This is a genomic window from Draconibacterium sediminis, from assembly GCF_000949475.1.
GTDB lineage: Bacteria > Bacteroidota > Bacteroidia > Bacteroidales > Prolixibacteraceae > Draconibacterium > Draconibacterium sediminis.
On sequence record NZ_JRHC01000001.1, the window covers coordinates 1,204,901 to 1,219,895 of the forward strand.

Genomic DNA, 14,995 nt, shown 5'->3' on the forward strand with positions numbered 1-14,995 from the left:
TGACAGAGGGTGGCTTTTTGTTTTGGGAGTCTCCATCTTTTTATGAGTATTGCAGTATGAATTTCGTCCGGAAGAACCACTTGGCTTCGATCGGCTTACTTCGCCGGACGATTTCTCTTCGGTTGTTTAACCCCGGCGCTATGCACCGGGTTATTCACATTCGCCGCTTTCAGCGCCACAAAGCTTATTAAAACGATAGCACAAGGAATTGGTCTTTACCTATAAATCGTTTCAACATCCCGAAGGGATGAAATATTAATAACCGCGGGTGAAACCCGGGGTAGATGTGAAGATATATCAAAGGCGCAACCGGTAAGTTCTTTGAAATGCAATGATGGCTTGCGCCGTAATTCTCTGACGTCGGTGAAATAATCCCCACCAGATATTTCATGTGATCCAGTTTTCCCTTTGTAAGGGAACCTTGCCTACTGGAAGGCAGTAATGTCGACAGACAAAAGGGTAGGGCCACTTTCAAACCCTGTTTGTTTTGGGAGTACTCCCAAAGCAAGAAACATGCGTTGGTGGAGCTTTGGGAGTACTCCCAAAAGAGCCGCAAAACAAAAGTCGAACAAGCCACATTCGTTATTTGTTAAAGAAGACAAGCGTAACGACCTAAGGATATACGCGTTATAAAACAAATAATTCAATGCCGGGAAAAATGAGAATTCAACAAACTATAATTGCGCTGTTTGTTACTTCTTTGTTTTTATTTCTGCCGCAACACAGGGGCGTTCTGGCATCTTCAACCTTTAAATTGCAAAAAGGGAAAACCCTGATTTACGGGCACAACCTCAACGAAGGCGATATCGGTGTGCCGGGTCTGGTGTTCATTAACAAACGCGGAATGTTTAAAACAGGCCGAACATGGAGCGAGATCATTACACGAGGGCGGATAAATCCTTCTTCGCACACCTGGATTTCGCGCTACGGATCGGTTACTTTCAATAATTTCGGGAAAGATTTCCCCGATGGCGGAATGAACGAAGCGGGTTTGTTTATTTGGGAGATGAACGAAGAGGCCGATTATCCGAAAAACGATAGCCTGCCCAAACTGAACCAAATGAACTGGATGCAGTATATTCTCGATAACTATTCAACTACTGAAGAGGCTATTCGTTGTGCCTCGGAATTTGAGATCGATGGCTGGGCCTGTCATTTTTTTGTTGGCGATGCCGAGGGAAATACGGCAGCAATTGCCTTTATAAATGGCGAAGTGGTAGTGCACACCGGAGATGAAATGCCTGTTCCGGCACTTTTTAATTCTCCGTATGATCGTGAGCTGGAGTTGTCTAAATATTTCCGTGGTTTTGGTGGCGAATACCAGCCCGACGAAACGGATCCGAATGTGCCCCGTTTTGTGCGTACAGCGGTGATGATCGATAACTACCAAAAAGAAGATGACCCCATTGACTATGGTTTTTACATGCTTAAAACCTTGCGGGTTTTCAACGATCCTGAGTGGTCGATCCTGTTCGATGCCCAAAATCGAACGGTTCATTTTCGCACCCGTATCAATCCCGAAAGAAAGACCCTGGTAATGGATGAAATTGATTTTAGTAATAACGAACCGGCGCTGGTATTGAATATGGCCACCGCTTTTAGTGGCAATATTCTGTCGGTGTTTAAGCCCTATTCCAAAAGCATCATGCAGCATTTTATCCGGTTTGAGTTATTGCCCGTACTGCCCAAGGATTTTTATACCCATGGCGACTTATCCGCCAGGCAGTTTACTGATCGGATTGTTAATCATACCGATTCTTACACCGACAGTACGAATCACTTTTTTAAGGGCACCTGGGAAAGCAGTCGAACAGAAGATGAAGATGAACCGCACTTTTTAATAAACTTTGACGTGGAAGGCAATGCCGTTACCGCTGTTATTTCCCCGGATTCCGGGGATGCGCCATATAATGTCGATAATCTCAGAATGTCAGGACATCAATTCTGTTTTACCTTTCAAACAAAATCGGGTAAAATACTGGAAGTTAAAGGCACTATTCGCGATAATGAAATGCTTGTTAATCTTCAGGGAATTGAAGATTCCTACGGAGATTACACCTTAAAAAGAACGCATTGACACATTGTAGGATAATATTTTCCTTATTCTTTGCGATTATATTACATACGTTCGAAATTGTTTTGCGGCAAAATATTGCATTAGGCAATTGTTTTTCAATGTGTTGTAAAAGTTGTATATTTAGGTGATTGTGATACGTTCGAAAACCAAAATGAATTGAGCCTTATGCCTGAGCTTTTCATTACTAAAGCCAAACAATTTATCCTCGATAACCTCGAGAATGATAAATTTGGTGTTAGTGAACTGGCTGCCGAAATGGGATTGAGCCGTTCGCAATTTCTTCGCAAAATAAAGTCCGAAACTGGAAAATCTGCCAACAAGTTTATTCGCGACATCCGATTGGAAGAATCCATTTCGCTTATCGAAAAAGACGATCATACAGCCTCCGAGATTGCCTATAAAGTGGGCTTTAGCAGTCCGTCGTATTTCAATAAATGTTTTCACGATAAATACGGATGTACACCGGGCGAATATAAAAAGCAGGCCGGGGAGGAAGGATTTTCGGCGATTGAAACAAAAGCAGCTTCAACACCAAATAACCGGATGAAGGTGGCCGGAATGTTTCTGCTATTTATAATTGTAACGGTTGGGTTTGGTTATTGGGGTGCCAAACTGGCAAAACCCGGTGAAGCCGAAACGGAAGAAATCGCGATAGCTGTTTTGCCGTTTCTCGATCTTTCGGAGATGAATAACCGGTCGCACCTGGCGTTGGGGTTGACCGATAATCTGATCACCGAACTGTCGAAAATGAAAGGATTTCGGGTAACCTCACGTGGTTCGGCAATGATTTTTCGCGACTCGGTACGCATTTATTCCGAGATTGCAGAGTACCTCGGCGCCGACCTGTTGTTGGAAGGCAGTGTGTTAACCGAAGACGACAGTATGCTGGTGAATGTGCAGCTGATAAATCCTTTTCCGCAGGAAGACCACATTTGGGCCAATCAATATTATCAACGAACAACAAAAATATTACAGGTAGTTAGCGACCTGAGTTATAATATCGCCACTGAAATTCTGCATGCCACTCAGCCGGCAGCGCCACAAGAATTGCCGGCAGTTGATGGGCAAGCCCACGAGTTGTACCAAAAAGGAAGAATGTTGTGGTTAACGCAGGATATCAGGAAAGATAAAATGAAAGATGCTGTTGAGTACCTGACAGCATCGGTAACGATCGATCCGGATTTTGCTCCGGCCTATTTAACGCTGGCTGAATGTTACATGGCGCTCGACCGGCTGGTGTATGACCATGCAGAAGAGCAGGTTTACCGCACCAATGCAAGGGCTGCCGTTGATAAAGCCCTGGAATTGGATGCAACGCTTGCCGATGCCTACACAACAAAAGCCAACCTGGTTGGAAAACTCGACTGGGATTGGGAACAAATGAAACAACTCGCTGAAAGGGCGCTGGAATTGCAACCCAGTAACTCGGATGCACACCTTGTTCTCTCGAACTATTTTACGGTGAAGGGCGACTATAAGAATGCGATAAGCGAGGCACTGACTGCAAAGTTGCTGGACCCGCTGAATCCGCGAACGCTGAGTTTTTTGGCCGAACGCTATTACATTGTGGGCGAATATGAAAAGTCGATTGCTACCTACAACGAGGTGCTTGAGTTGTTTCCCACCTTTGGTTTTGCCATGCATAGTTTGGGTTATGTATATCTGCAACAAGGTTTCCCTGAAAAATCGATTGAAATATGGACCGAACTGCAAGACCTGATGCGAAATGAGGCAGTTGCCGAGTATTACAGAACCGGCCCTTCGTTTGAAGACTGCATAAGGTTTTATATGAAAGGGGCATTAACCGGACAGGATAAATACTGTTGTAACCAGTCGGTGGTATCGGGTTTATTTATGATGGTTAATGATATTGAAGGCACCATCGATTACCTTAAAGTTGCCTACGAAGTGCGGAATGAAGACCTGCCTTTTGTTTTGTCGTATCCGCTTTATTATCCGCTGCATAATCATCCCGAATTTCAGGAATTGGTGAATGATGTTGGTGTTGTTTTTCCGCAAACCAACCCGCTTTAATTTATTTCCAAAATTATCAAACTACCATAAGGTTTCCTTGGCATGCTGCAAAATTGCAAAGGGTGCGCCAATTTTTAAAGTTTATGCTTCATGGCTGATAAGTTGTAAAAGCCTTTTCACAGGAACTTTGTAGCATAAACTTTAAAACTAATTGTCATGAAAAATCTCAAAATTATCTTAATCATTTTTAGTTTGTGTTTCCTTACATATACAGCAGGAGCACAGAGCGAAAAATCGCAGGCTAAATCAGAAAGAATCGAAGAAGAAGTACACATACAATGCTTATGTGCCGGAGAATTACTTGTAGGTACTGTAACATGGAACCATGTTGTAAATAAGAATAGTGAGCACTGGAACGTGCAGTTTGGTGAAATGACCGGACAAACTTCTCATGAAAAATACCGGTTTGTATATGTTGAAAGTATTGGCAAGCTGGTCATTTTCAGAGTAATTGGAGAAAAGGGTTTGGTTACTTACATGCAATGGAATGCAGCTACCGGAGAATATACTTTTTACTGTACCTCATGGTAGAGATAGTTGATACATAATTCTATAAAAAAGCAATCATGAAAAAATTAATTCTAATACTTGCAATAGCACTGGTTTTTGCCGGGTGCGAAAAGGACTTTGTTGACGAGCCAACTGGCAACATGGAACTAAAAAGTGGAAATTCTGATAAAGTAACCGGAGTTGATGAGTACGGCTATAACTGGAACGCACATCATTTTAATGGAAGTTTTTATAATGCTATTGTTGGCGACAATTTGTATGCATTTGCTCCATGGTCGCATACAACACCTTACATGGGCGTAGATGAAGAGATTACTCCGGCCGATCCCGGTGACCTTATGTATGATTTGTGGAGTATTGCCTGGTATTTAAGAGACGTTAATTTACTTATGCGCTGGAATGAGGCATTAATTTCAAAAGAAGGTGTTTATCCTGGCAGCCTCGACGAATGGATTGGTTCGGATGCATGGATTACCTTTCAATTTAGTGGGGTAGATGAGAATGGTAAGCAGTGGTCGCAATTCCAGAAAATGGTTGCAGCAAATCACGATGATCAGCTAAAAACAGAAGGAGAGTGGTATCCGGTAGGTGTGTGGTATAACAATAACGATGAAGAGATAGGTATTTTTAACGACTGGACCCAACTAATTTTGGTTCAGTGTGTGAAAACCGGGGAACCGCCATTTCCTTTTTCAACCATACCGGCGTATAAGAATACTGCACGATTGGGATTCGGAATTACAAAGAAATAAGAACTAAAATTATTCAACAGTATAACTTTTACTAATGGATTACGTATTCCTCCATGTTTATAAAAAATCGCAACATGAGACTCGTCCTGTAGCGCGCAGGGCGGGTTTCTTCGTTCCAATTTCACATTAAAACCAGACTTATGAAAATTCTGACTATCATTTTTGCGGTATTATTATCCGCCTCAACACTTTGTGCACAGGAATCATTTACAGTTCCTCAACTTACTCCGGAGCAGGAAACGGAAGTGCTTTACAATCATGTTTATGCGTATTTTGCTGCGGGGCTTAGCATGGCAAAAGAAAAAGGCGTTTCACCTGAAGCGTATGGAGAATATATTGGCGAGCAGTTTAAGGTGTTTTGGGATCCGGAATCAGGTTTTCCGTTTTTCGTTAACCAGATCATGTTTATTTTGCAGGGAGTAAATCCGTATAGCGAAATGAAAATTGTTGAGCAAAACGAAAAGATGATTCGCTTTACAATGAGTAATATGAATAAGCTTTTTATACAGGGACCGGCTTACGGAATTTCGTATAACGAGTTTCTGGCCTGCTCCGACGGACTGTTAAAAACGGTTGCCAACCACATGAAAACCAATTTCTCGTACAAGGATACCGATGGTTTATACGAGGTTACGCTCACCGCGAAATAAAGCTAAACGTAAATCATCTTTTTGGTCATTCCTCCGTCAATTACAAAATTCTGTCCGGTAATAAAGTCGTTCTCCTTTTTTAGCAGGAAAAGAACCATGGCGGCAATGTCTTCTGCTTTGCCAACGCGCCCAGCCGGATGTTGCGCGTGGTCTTCTTTTGTTAGTTTTTCCTGATGGGCAAGGGAGCGCTTTTTTGTTGCCGATACATCAATCCAACCGGGACTAATGGCATTAACTTTTATTTGCGGGCCAAGACTAGCCGCCAGTGCGTGTGTAAGTGCAAGGATGCCTCCTTTGCTTGCCGAGTAAGCTTCTGTGTCAGGCTCCGATTGTAAAGCGCGGGTGGATGCCATATTAATAATCCTTCCTCCGTATGGTTTCATAAACGGCGCTACGTACTTCGAGCACAAAAAAGCGCCGGAAAGATTGGTTCCAATTACTTTGTTCCACTCCCCGAAAGAAAGTTTCTCCAATGGTTTGTCGATACTAATTGCCGCATTGTTTACCAGTGCATAAATGTTTCCGTGCTGTTTCGCCGATTCTTCTACCGCCGTCTCAACCGATTTCTCATCGGATACATCTACCTGATAAACCTGAACTGTTTCATCGGTAAATTCCTCTTGAAACTCCGCAATTGCTTCTTCGTTAATCTCAAAAACCGATACTGCATAATTGTTGTTCAGTAAATCAACAACCAGGTGTTTGCCAATTCCCTGGGTGCCTCCGGTTACTATTACATGTCTTTTCATACTACAAATCTTCTTCAATAAAATTAATCAAATTTCAATTGTATCATTTCTGTGGATGGGGCAAAAATGAATGTCGCCACAAACTTCCTTTTAGCAAAACTTATCGAAAGCAGAAAACACTACATTTTTGTAGGATCGTCACATTTTTCTTACAAAAAAGAAATGTTGAGCTGTAGTTCAGTTTTTCAAATCGCTGGTTTCCAGCAATCTGATTTTTTTGGTATTTCATTTGCCCGGTTCATACCAAACAATTTAAATGTGCAGGATATGAGAGTGCTATTACCCGTTGCCGGAAAAGAAACAGGAAGAGAGAAAATCGCACGAGGTTTTCATAATGCTAAATTGGTGTGTATCTACGATTCGGAGTCGAAAGCTTTTGAGTGGAAAGAGACTTCAGAGATCAGCCCCAACCCGGGCGATCTGACCCACGAGTTAAAACGTTTGCAAATAAATACCATTATCAGCGGCTATATTCCGCCCATGGTTTTGCAAATTTTTACCCGAAACGGTTTTTCAGTATTAAAAGCACGCGGCCGAAATGTACACGAAAACATCAGCTTTTTTACCCAAAACCAATTGGAATCGTTTACCTCGCAGGCAGCACGCGAATTGTGGGGCTGTGAGAGTGGATGTAATTCATGCAGTTCAACATCGTGTAAAAATTAGTGGCTTATGGCAATCGATAAAGCAATAACATTTGTAAAACGGGCAACTTCCGAAAGCGATTTTCGGAAAGCTTGTTACCGGGCCCCGTCGAGAGAGAGCCTGCTGGAAGAAAAAGGTTTTACTGAGGTAGAGTTCGACGATGCTATAAATATGCAGCTGGTAAAATGCCAGACCTACGAGCAGGCCGAAGTGTATCAGCAGATACGCATGTGGTTTTTATCCCTATAATTATTTAATGAACCCGAATAAAGGAGCAGCTGTATTCGGACAAAAAATTTATACTATGAATTACAGAGACCTGGAAGCCGTTAGGCAAATTGTAAACGAAGCAACCGGATTAGATATTAGCTATGCCTACGAAGATCTTGTTTTTCCGGAGCATGGCGCATTTATTATACAGTTTAACGAAGAAAGTACCGATAAACTACATTGTTACTTTCATGAAGATTGTATTGCAAAAGATGCTGCAACGATTTTTGCCAACCTAAAAAACGAGACCGAAAAACGTAAATGCGAACTTCTGCGCGAGGGAGCCTACAATTTTGAGCAGGTTGGAGACAACATTCAAATTCGATTTTTATAGCTGCAAATCAACCAATTCTACATGGTTAGTCAATAATATATCGGGCTAAAACGACGTAATTTTCTTACATATTCGAAAATATTGCTACTTGCCGGCAATTGAATTGTCATAAATGTTGCCGATTTGTTAACAGTTTGATTAATACAGGGGTGTTTGTTAAAACTTTTTATCTGTGATCCCTGTTAGGGTGTGTTGTGGAAATATATACTTTTTTTAATCGCTATGCTGTCATTTTTTAGGGGGTAAACGAAAAAAGAAATAAAACATGAAGAACATGCCTTGTCGAGAAGGGGGTGATTGTATAATATAAGATTATTAAAATGTTTTATTAATTGCTATTAAAGTCCTAAAAAGATAGCTAAATGTTAATTTAAGTAGAAATTTGTCAATAATAATTTTGCAGTATTGACAAAGTGATTATTTTTGACACAAAATATTTGACAGCTAAGAAAATTTACGAATATGTGTGGAATTGTTGGAGCATTTGATTTAAAAGTTAAAGCTGAGGATCTCCGCCCTCAGGTGCTGATGATGAGTAAAAAAGTTCGTCACCGCGGACCGGACTGGTCGGGTATTTATTGTGGCGAAAAAGCGATAATAGCTCACGAGCGTCTTTCAATTGTTGACCCGGAGTCGGGTGGACAACCTTTATATAGTAAAGATGGAAATCTTATTTTGGGTGTTAACGGCGAAATTTATAATCACCGTGAAATTCGTAAGCGTTACGAAGGGAAATACGAATTTTTAACCAAGTCGGACTGTGAGGTAATTTTAGCCCTCTATAACGACAAAAAGGAAAAATTCCTGGATGAGATGAACGGTATTTTTGCTTTTGCCCTTTATGATGAGGTAAACGATTCCTATCTGATTGGTCGCGACCATATCGGTATTATTCCGTTGTACCAGGGATGGGACAAGTGGGGGAACTACTATGTAGCATCCGAATTAAAATCGTTGGAAGGATTTTGTACCAAGATAGAGGAATTTCCTCCGGGACATTATTTATACAGCAAAGATGGCGAACTTAAAAAATGGTATGTTCGCGAGTGGGAGGAATTTGACAATGTTAAAGATAATCCGGCAAGTGTTGAAGAGTTGTCGCAAGCTCTGGAAGATGCTGTACAGCGTCAGTTAATGTCGGATGTGCCATACGGAGTACTGCTTTCGGGTGGTTTAGACTCATCGATAACTTCGGCCCTGGCTAAAAAATTCTCATCAAAACGTATTGAAGATGGTGGCGAAAAAGACGCCTGGTGGCCACAATTACACTCGTTTGTAATTGGTTTGGATGGCTCGCCCGATTTGGCTGCTGCACGTAAAGTTGCCGATCATATCGGAACGGTTCACCACGAAATTAATTATACCATCCAGGAAGGTTTGGATGCTATCCGTGATGTAATTTACCATATCGAAACATACGATGTAACTACCGTTCGTGCATCAACACCCATGTACATGCTGTCGCGTGTTATAAAATCGATGGGTATTAAAATGGTGCTAACCGGCGAGGGTGCAGATGAAATTTTTGGAGGATACCTGTATTTCCACAAAGCACCAAATGCCGAAGAATTCCACAAAGAAAGTGTGCGAAAAGTGAGCCGACTGAATATGTACGACTGTCTGCGTGCCAATAAATCGTTGGCTGCATGGGGCGTTGAAGGTCGTGTGCCATTCCTTGATAAAGAATTTGTTGACGTGGCAATGCGTTTTAACCCGGAGGCCAAAATGGCCAAAGACGGTAAAATGGAAAAACATTGTCTGCGTGAAGGATTTGCCAAATACCTGCCCGAAGAAGTGGCATGGCGCCAGAAAGAGCAATTCTCTGACGGTGTTGGCTATGGTTGGATTGACACGCTGAAACAAATTGCAGAAGACAAGGTGAGCGACGAAATGATGGAAAATGCAAAATATCGTTTCCCGGTAAACCCACCACGAAACAAAGAAGAATATGTGTACCGCGAAATTTACAGCGAACACTTCCCGTCGGATGCGGCTGCAGCTTGTGTGCCGTCTGAAGCTTCAATTGCATGTAGTACGGCTGCTGCTCTTGAGTGGGATGCTTCGTTCCAGGGAAATGCCGACCCATCAGGTCGTGCGGTTAACACGGTTCATGCACAAGGAGCGACATTTAGGGACATTAAGAAGAAATAATTTTAATTTATTATCAATCAACTCAGGGAGCCATTCGTTTTATACGGATGGCTTTTTTGTTGAAAGTCACTTTGGTAAAAACAAAAAAGTTCACGCAGAGATCACTAAGTTTTTGCAAAGCACGCAAAACAGATTCTATGTCTTTGCGAATTTTGCGCTTCTTCTTTTCTTTGCGTGAATCAATATTGATATCCTTTCAACCCTGTTGGTGATCCCGGGAATCATGACTGTTTTTTCTGAAAGTCGATAAAGGAAAAGACAGCTGTTTTTCGTCCGGGACAAGAAACAAGCATTGATAAGCTTTCTTCGCCGGACGAATATCCTTCGGCCATTTCATCCCGGCGCTACGCACCGGGCAATTGCCTTCGCCCCTTTGGGGCTATCTATGAGAGCGCTGAAAGTGCGTTTTATTTTAGCCCGGGGCAGAGTAATTCAAAGAATTACATCGCCCCGGTTAAGGAAGTAGAATCTGAATCGTCCGGCGAAGAAAATTGGATGGAGGCAGTTCGTTGTCCCGGACGAAATTTTAGGATTGTTGTTTTGTGTACAAACCGTGAAAAAATGATTAGAATGGACATTTTCCACACAAAATATAAATCTGAACCATCAGGATTGTTGTTTTACGGACAAAACGCGAAAAAAAATCATCAGGATGGACATTTTGCACACAAAATATGAATCTGAACCGCCAGGATGGGTATTTTGCGCACAAAATATAAGTCTGAATTATCAGATTACAGGAGTCGTGATCTGATTAGCCACACAAGGCAATAAAATTCAGGATTAGCCGGTGGTTATAAAACTCGGGATGAAACTGGCAGGTATATAAAGGTTTGTTTTTGTGTTTCATCAGTTGGTTTTTGCATGTTGATGAAGTAAGCAGCAATTCAAAATCGTTGGGTACAGTTATCGAGTCGTTGTGCATTTGCCTCACGGTAAACTTTTGAGGCAGCTCATTAAAAAGCGGATCGGTCTTAACGATTTCCACCTCAAAATCGCCCGACTCCGGTTCCTGGCTTCGCAGCAATTCCGATCCGTATAAATAACCGGTAACGTGGTGTCCGGCGCAAATACCAAGTACCGGTTTTTCAAAGTCCTTAATCCATTGAAAATAGGGGGCGTGGTGCTCCACAATATCGTCGCCTTGTGGCGATCCGCTTAAAATTATACCGTCAAAAGCATTCAAATTTGTAGCGGGGCACTCTGCGTATTCAATAAAAGCGGGTGTTGATCCTGCATCCGAAATAATTTGTACTATTGGTTCGGCAAACTCCCTAATTCCGGGTTCGGCATTATTTACAACAACTATTTTAGCCATTAAATTCTGCTTTATCGAGTTCAAGAACAGCTGAATGGCGCCCGATTTCGATCACCTCTTTGGCCTTGTAAAAGTCGTAGGTTCCGCAAACATCGCGCGATACGTTAATAACCACATCGGGTTTTCCTTTTTCAATGGCATAGTCTACCTGTTTTAACATTCCGGTAGCCAAGGCCTGATCCATAAGTGAAAGCATTCCGAGTTGCTCCTTTTTCTCTTTCGGATGGTTAATATTCAGAAAATCGTAAAACTCGTTCAACCATTTTTTGTATTTCGATTCCTTTTCTGTCTCGTCTTCTGTCTCGTAAAACTTTTGTGGAAGCGGAATGGCTGCGTTTACATGAACGGCAATAAGCACATCGCCCTCGGTGCGTTTTACGTTCGAAATAGGCAGGTTGTTCATAACGCCACCATCAACCAAAACGGAGTTCTCGCTGGTAACTGGCGTAAAAACAGAAGGAATTGATATTGAAGCACGAATGGCATTAAACAAACTGCCTTTGGTAAACACCACTTCTTCACGGTGTTTTAAATCAACGGCAGTTGCCGAAAACGGAATAGGCAAATCTTCGATAAGCGCATCGGGGATGAATTCCTGAATTTTTGTCAATACCTTTTCTCCTTTAATCAGTCCGTTTCCTCCAAACGAAAAATCTACCATTCGAAACATATCATGCCGCTCCAGCGATATGGCCCACTCTTTAAACTCCGGCAATTTACCCAGAGCATAAATTCCGCCAATCAGAGCACCCATCGATGTGCCGGCTACTGAGGTGATGTTGTACCCCCGGGCCTCTAATTCTTCAATTGCACCAATATGTGCCATTCCGCGGGCAGCTCCGCCCGAAAGTACCAAGGCAACGTTTTTACTCATTTTGCTTTTTTTGTTAAGCTATGCAAATTAATTAAATTCCGGAGTATAATTCAAACTAATCATTTTTAAGGAATCTACAGAATGATTATATTCGACCCAAATTCAATAAATAGAAAAAACTGTACGATGAGAAAATTATTAGTTGTTATTATAGGTTTAGCCTTGTTTGCCTGTTCGCAGCCACAGGATGGTTTTAAAATTACCGTTAAACTGGATGGTGCAGATGGAAACGTGATGTTGGAGCAACGTGGAGCCAGCCAGTGGATTGGCATTGATACTGCCGAGGTGGTTGATGGTGTTGCTGTTTTGGAAGGAGAAGTGGATTTCCCGGGTGTATATTATTTGTCGGTAAACGGAGAACGCAACAAAGCTGTTGTGTTTGTTGAAAATACCAGCATGTCGATAACCGGAAAAGCCGATTCAATTGCGGGTATTCAGGTTAGTGGTTCTGCTTCGCACGATGAGTTTAAAACGATAAACGATAAAATTCAGAAAATTAGCGAAGAGTACATGGCTATTTACCAGGAAGCTCGCACAGCAAGCGCTTCAGGCGATACAGCCAAAGCCAGTGAATTGATGAAACAGGTTGAAGATTTGTACGCCAGTGTTGGTGTAATTCAGGAAGATTTTGTGAAAGAAAATCCGGCTTCGTATGTTACTCCGCTGCTGTTAAGCCAAATTCAGTACGAAAAAGAAGTTGACGAACTGGAAGCTTTAGTGAGTAATCTGGATGCAAAATTAGACTCTGTTCCTGCCATTGTTGATTTGAAAACAAAGATCGAAAAACTGAAAACCGTAGCTGTAGGAAAAATTGCTCCTGATTTTACTCAAAACGATGCAGATGGAAATCCGGTGAAGTTTTCTGATATCTATTCAAAAAACGAACTGACTTTGCTCGACTTCTGGGCATCGTGGTGTGGACCTTGCCGTGCCGAGAATCCGAATGTTGTAGATACGTATAACAAATACAAAGATCAGGGTTTTAGCGTGTTTGGCGTTTCGCTCGACCGTGATAAAGATGCATGGTTAGAGGCTATCGAGGCTGACGGTTTAACATGGGATCACGTATCAGACCTTGCTTACTGGAACAACGCTGCAGCAAAAATGTATGCGGTTAATTCAATTCCATCGAGTTTGTTGGTTGATAAAAACGGAATGATCGTTGCAAAAAACAAAAGAGGCGAAGAACTAGGAGCAACAGTTGCCGAGTTTTTGAGCAAATAGAACAACTTAAGTTCAACAAAAGAAAACCGTTTTAAGGATGATTACTTAAAACGGTTTTTTTGTGGCTCGTTGTCAGACAGTAATTTAATTTGGTCAGTAAAAAAGAAGTTAAAATTCAGCTTTTTAGGCTGGTTGAATCAGCAATAGTTTTTACGCTGGTGCCATTCCGAAATATATATTGTGTAAGCACAAACCATAAGTGTATTGAAGATTAGGATTGTTGAGGTAATTGGTTAAGTTGTGATAGAAGGAAGAGGTGGAGGACCAATTATGAATGTGTGACCAATTAAAAGTTGCTTTTTAAGACTAGAGAGGAGGAAAAGATCCTGGCATTTTTGTCAGGATCTTTTTTTATGTTAGGCCTGATTTTTTCGGCTAAAAGAAATCGGTAAATACATTGGTTGTATTTAGTACATTTGCCGCATGCAAAATCATTTTGGAGAAATAGCCGGAGTTCTTACTGCCGTATTTTGGACAGTAACATCACTGGCATTCGAATCGGCAGGGAAAAAGGTTGGTTCGCTTGCGGTTAATCTCATTCGTTTGGTAATTGCCTTCTTTCTGGTTGGCACCTACAGTTGGATAGCCCGTGGGTTTTTCTTCCCCACCGACGCAAGCATGTACGCCTGGAAATGGCTGGCTTTTTCCGGATTGGTTGGTTTTGTTATTGGCGATTTATTACTTTTTCAGTCCTTCGTTTTGATAGGTGCACGAATTGCCATGTTGTTAATGGCGCTGGCACCACCATTTGCCGCGCTTATTGGCTGGCTGCTTTTGGGGGAGGTTCTTGCCCCACAAAGTTGGTTGGGAATGGCCGTTACCATGACCGGGATAATTATCGTTATCCTGAAACGAGAGAAATCGGAAGAGAACGGTGTGAAGATCCGAAGGTTTAAATCGTCGTACCCCATACAAGGAATTCTACTCGCGCTGGGTGGTGCCATGGGGCAGGCGGCCGGTTTGGTAATCAGCAAAAAGGGAATGGGCGATTATGATGCATTCTCGGCTACCCAAATACGAATTCTGGCGGGAACTGTTGGGTTCTCTATTCTTTTTGTTTTTATAAAACGCTGGCCACGTGTTTGGGCAGCCTTAAAAAACGGATCTGCCATGAAACGGATTACACTGGGAGCTTTCTTTGGCCCTTTCCTTGGTGTGTCCTTTTCGTTATTGGCAGTTCAGCATACGCAGGCCGGAATTGCAGCAACACTGATGGCTATTGTTCCGGTATTGATTATCGGACCTTCAATATTATTGTTTAAAGAAAAGGTAAACTGGAAAGAAATTCTGGGGGCCGTAATTACTGTTGGGGGTGTGGCCATGTTCTTTTTATAGATCGTCAATCTGAGCGAAGTAGAAGACTGTTGAGATGACACTTCGACTTCGCTCAGTGTGACGTTTTTAGGT

General features: G+C 42.1%; 14 protein-coding genes. 11 read left to right on the top strand and 3 right to left on the bottom strand.

The window, feature by feature from the left end:
• Positions 1 to 658: 658 nt before the first annotated feature.
• The 5 genes from LH29_RS04985 (at position 659) to LH29_RS05005 (ending at position 6,023) form a co-directional block, all read left to right on the top strand.
• Positions 659 to 2,077 carry a hypothetical protein gene (locus LH29_RS04985; protein WP_157493568.1) on the top strand — a complete coding sequence of 473 codons (1,419 nt, stop codon included), beginning with the start codon at positions 659 to 661 and terminating at the stop codon, positions 2,075 to 2,077.
• A gap of 165 nt (positions 2,078 to 2,242) precedes the next feature.
• The gene (locus LH29_RS04990; protein WP_045026370.1) at positions 2,243 to 4,111 is read left to right on the top strand and encodes a helix-turn-helix domain-containing protein; all 1,869 of its coding nucleotides are present in this window, start codon (positions 2,243 to 2,245) and stop codon (positions 4,109 to 4,111) included.
• A gap of 156 nt (positions 4,112 to 4,267) precedes the next feature.
• Positions 4,268 to 4,642, top strand: coding sequence for a hypothetical protein (locus LH29_RS04995; RefSeq protein ID WP_045026371.1), 375 nt, complete (start codon positions 4,268 to 4,270; stop codon positions 4,640 to 4,642).
• Between the two features lie 35 nt (positions 4,643 to 4,677).
• Entirely contained in the window at positions 4,678 to 5,373 is a 696-nt protein-coding gene (locus tag LH29_RS05000) for a hypothetical protein (protein ID WP_045026372.1), read from the top strand.
• 140 nt (positions 5,374 to 5,513) lie between these two features.
• On the top strand, positions 5,514 to 6,023 hold the full coding sequence (locus LH29_RS05005; protein WP_045026373.1) for a hypothetical protein: 510 nt from the start codon (positions 5,514 to 5,516) through the stop codon (positions 6,021 to 6,023).
• A 2-nt stretch (positions 6,024 to 6,025) separates the two neighbouring features.
• Here the strand turns inward: LH29_RS05005 and LH29_RS05010 are convergent, their stop codons facing one another.
• Positions 6,026 to 6,772 carry an SDR family oxidoreductase gene (locus LH29_RS05010; protein ID WP_045026374.1) on the bottom strand — a complete coding sequence of 249 codons (747 nt, stop codon included), beginning with the start codon at positions 6,770 to 6,772 and terminating at the stop codon, positions 6,026 to 6,028.
• A gap of 267 nt (positions 6,773 to 7,039) precedes the next feature.
• Here LH29_RS05010 and LH29_RS05015 point away from each other — a divergent pair, with 267 nt between their 5' ends.
• The 4 genes from LH29_RS05015 to asnB all read left to right on the top strand — a co-directional run bounded on the left by LH29_RS05015 (position 7,040) and on the right by asnB (position 10,172).
• Positions 7,040 to 7,438 carry a hypothetical protein gene (locus LH29_RS05015; protein WP_157493569.1) on the top strand — a complete coding sequence of 133 codons (399 nt, stop codon included), beginning with the start codon at positions 7,040 to 7,042 and terminating at the stop codon, positions 7,436 to 7,438.
• A gap of 6 nt (positions 7,439 to 7,444) precedes the next feature.
• Complete coding sequence (locus LH29_RS05020) at positions 7,445 to 7,666, top strand: hypothetical protein (protein WP_045026376.1); 222 nt, start codon at positions 7,445 to 7,447, stop codon at positions 7,664 to 7,666.
• Positions 7,667 to 7,721: 55 nt separating this feature from the next.
• Positions 7,722 to 8,021: a hypothetical protein gene (locus tag LH29_RS05025; RefSeq protein WP_045028727.1), complete on the top strand. Its 300-nt coding sequence runs from the start codon at positions 7,722 to 7,724 to the stop codon at positions 8,019 to 8,021.
• A 462-nt stretch (positions 8,022 to 8,483) separates the two neighbouring features.
• On the top strand, positions 8,484 to 10,172 hold the full coding sequence (asnB, locus tag LH29_RS05030; RefSeq protein WP_045026377.1) for an asparagine synthase B: 1,689 nt from the start codon (positions 8,484 to 8,486) through the stop codon (positions 10,170 to 10,172).
• A gap of 754 nt (positions 10,173 to 10,926) precedes the next feature.
• Here the strand turns inward: asnB and LH29_RS05040 are convergent.
• Positions 10,927 to 11,490: a type 1 glutamine amidotransferase gene (locus tag LH29_RS05040; protein WP_045026379.1), complete on the bottom strand. Its 564-nt coding sequence runs from the start codon at positions 11,488 to 11,490 to the stop codon at positions 10,927 to 10,929.
• A complete protein-coding gene (locus tag LH29_RS05045) occupies positions 11,483 to 12,364 on the bottom strand; it encodes a patatin-like phospholipase family protein (RefSeq protein WP_045026380.1) in 882 nt (293 codons plus the stop codon). Before LH29_RS05045 ends, LH29_RS05040 begins: the two co-directional genes overlap by 8 nt.
• Positions 12,365 to 12,490: 126 nt before the next feature.
• On the opposite strand from LH29_RS05045, the gene LH29_RS23645 reads away from it, so the two are divergent.
• Together LH29_RS23645 and LH29_RS05055 are read left to right on the top strand one after the other, a co-directional pair.
• A complete protein-coding gene (locus LH29_RS23645) occupies positions 12,491 to 13,588 on the top strand; it encodes a TlpA disulfide reductase family protein (protein WP_198152346.1) in 1,098 nt (365 codons plus the stop codon).
• Between the two features lie 423 nt (positions 13,589 to 14,011).
• Complete coding sequence (locus LH29_RS05055) at positions 14,012 to 14,923, top strand: DMT family transporter (protein ID WP_045026381.1); 912 nt, start codon at positions 14,012 to 14,014, stop codon at positions 14,921 to 14,923.
• Positions 14,924 to 14,995 lie beyond the last annotated feature (72 nt).

Coding starts and splice junctions, on each gene's coding strand:
- LH29_RS04985 (WP_157493568.1), top strand. CDS start 659: ATGAGAATTCAACAAACTATAATTGCGCTGTTTGTTACTTCTTTGTTT.
- LH29_RS04990 (WP_045026370.1), top strand. CDS start 2,243: ATGCCTGAGCTTTTCATTACTAAAGCCAAACAATTTATCCTCGATAAC.
- LH29_RS04995 (WP_045026371.1), top strand. CDS start 4,268: ATGAAAAATCTCAAAATTATCTTAATCATTTTTAGTTTGTGTTTCCTT.
- LH29_RS05000 (WP_045026372.1), top strand. CDS start 4,678: ATGAAAAAATTAATTCTAATACTTGCAATAGCACTGGTTTTTGCCGGG.
- LH29_RS05005 (WP_045026373.1), top strand. CDS start 5,514: ATGAAAATTCTGACTATCATTTTTGCGGTATTATTATCCGCCTCAACA.
- LH29_RS05010 (WP_045026374.1), bottom strand. CDS start 6,772: ATGAAAAGACATGTAATAGTAACCGGAGGCACCCAGGGAATTGGCAAA.
- LH29_RS05015 (WP_157493569.1), top strand. CDS start 7,040: ATGAGAGTGCTATTACCCGTTGCCGGAAAAGAAACAGGAAGAGAGAAA.
- LH29_RS05020 (WP_045026376.1), top strand. CDS start 7,445: ATGGCAATCGATAAAGCAATAACATTTGTAAAACGGGCAACTTCCGAA.
- LH29_RS05025 (WP_045028727.1), top strand. CDS start 7,722: ATGAATTACAGAGACCTGGAAGCCGTTAGGCAAATTGTAAACGAAGCA.
- asnB (WP_045026377.1), top strand. CDS start 8,484: ATGTGTGGAATTGTTGGAGCATTTGATTTAAAAGTTAAAGCTGAGGAT.
- LH29_RS05040 (WP_045026379.1), bottom strand. CDS start 11,490: ATGGCTAAAATAGTTGTTGTAAATAATGCCGAACCCGGAATTAGGGAG.
- LH29_RS05045 (WP_045026380.1), bottom strand. CDS start 12,364: ATGAGTAAAAACGTTGCCTTGGTACTTTCGGGCGGAGCTGCCCGCGGA.
- LH29_RS23645 (WP_198152346.1), top strand. CDS start 12,491: ATGAGAAAATTATTAGTTGTTATTATAGGTTTAGCCTTGTTTGCCTGT.
- LH29_RS05055 (WP_045026381.1), top strand. CDS start 14,012: ATGCAAAATCATTTTGGAGAAATAGCCGGAGTTCTTACTGCCGTATTT.